Origin of the sequence: Cyanobium sp. LEGE 06143 (assembly GCF_015207535.1) — a bacterium.
In the GTDB taxonomy this organism is placed as follows: domain Bacteria; phylum Cyanobacteriota; class Cyanobacteriia; order PCC-6307; family Cyanobiaceae; genus NIES-981.
Window position 1 is genome coordinate 1 of sequence record NZ_JADEWP010000301.1, and the last position, 1,760, is coordinate 1,760.

1 pseudogene is annotated in these 1,760 nt (G+C 70.1%); it reads right to left on the reverse strand.

The features are described from left to right. Positions 1-64: 64 nt before the first annotated feature. A pseudogene (locus tag IQ216_RS13770) lies at positions 65-1,537 on the reverse strand (M3 family metallopeptidase); the annotation flags it as partial. Between the last annotated feature and the right edge of the window lie 223 nt (positions 1,538-1,760).

Genomic DNA, 1,760 nt, shown 5'->3' on the forward strand with positions numbered 1-1,760 from the left:
GAGCATGGCCCCATCCTGCCCAGTGGGGTCTTCCGGGCAAGCCCCGGTGGGGCGTCTCGCCGGCTCAGGCGTTGGCCGCCGCCAGCCCCGAATGCCGGATCAGGGCTTCACTGCTGGGCTGGCGGCCGCGGAAGGCCTCGAACACTTCGCTGGGGGAGCGGCTGCCGCCCAGGCTGAGCACGGTGTCGCGGAAGCGGCGGCCGGTGGCCACGATCGCGTCCTCCTGCTCCAGACCGACCTCCTCGAAGGCGCTGAAGGCATCGGCGCTGAGCACCTCGGCCCACTTGTAGGAGTAGTAGCCGGCCGCGTAACCGCCGGCGAAGATGTGGCTGAAGGCGCAGAGAAAGGCGTCTTCGGCGATCGGCTCCAGCACCGTGGTGGTGCGGGCGATGTCGCGGCGCAGCTGGTCAGGGGTCTGGCCGCAGCCGGGGGTCCACTGGCTGTGCAGCCGCAGGTCGGTGAGGGCGAAGTGCACCTGACGCAGGGTGGCACTGCCGCCCATGAAGGTGCGTGCCGCCAGCAGCTTGTGGTATTCCGCCTCGGGCAGCGGTTCACCGCTCTGCCAGTGGCGGGCCATGCCCATCAGGGTGGCGCGGTCGTAGCACCAGTTCTCCATGAACTGGCTGGGCAGTTCCACCGCATCCCACTCCACGTTGTTGATGCCGGCCGCCTGGGGACGCTCCACCGTGGTGAGCATGTGCTGCAGGCCATGGCCGAACTCGTGGAAGAGCGTTTCCACTTCGTCGAAGGTCATCAGGCTGGGAGTGCTGCCCACCGGCGGGCTCTGGTTGCAGATCAGATAGGCCACTGGCAACACCGGCGTGCCCTCGGGGCTGCGGGAGCGGCCCAGGCACTCATCCATCCAGGCGCCGCCGCGCTTGCTGCCCGGTCGGCTGTAGGGATCGAGGTAGAAGCCGGCCAGCTCGTCGCCGCTGCCGCCGCTGAGCACACGGAAGTAGCGCACATCCGGGTGCCACAGGGGCGCCTCCCCCTCCGTGCTCACGATGCGGATGTCGAACAGGCGCTGGCAGAGGCCGAACAGCCCCTGCAGCACCTGCTCCAGGGGGAACCAGGGGCGCAGGGCCTCGGCATCCAGCTCAAAGGTCTCCCGCCGCAGCACTTCGGCCCAGTGGCTCACGTCCCAGGGCTGCAGATCCTCGGCCTCCGGGGCGCCATGGCGACGGGCGCAGGCGCGCAGCTCCTTGATCTCCCGCTGGGCAGCCGGCAGGGCTGCCGCGCGCAGCTCCTCCAGCAGTTGCTCCACCTCGGCCACCGAGCCGGCCATCTTGGTGGCCAGGCTCACCTCCGCCCAGGAGCCGTGGCCCAGGCGCTGGGCCTGCTGCCGCTTGAGGGTCAGGATCCGCTCGATCAGGGGCCTGTTGTCGAGGTCGTCGCTGGAGGCGCGGCTCACCTGGGCCCGGTAGACCGTTTCGCGCAGGTCGCGCCGCTGGCTGAACTTCAGGAAGGGCATTGCCCTGGGCATGTCGAGCCCCATGCGCCAGCCCTCTTCGCCGGCCTCGCGGGCGGCCTGGGCCAGNCARYKSCCNNRGGCWCGNNRSCAGNCNAKSSMKKTCGRSMTCNGNCNNWGCYGASGYTGNNKYYCMWGWTGKYGGYGGCNRTCGNKCANNTGGTNTNGCCGRMGYCGWYGGCNANNYKGGCSAGMTMGGYKGYGSCGGACGAGATGATGCGCCAGATGCCGCGTTTCTGGTGGCCATAAAGAACAAAGGCGCCTGATGCGCCCGGTAGCTGGAGATGGTCCC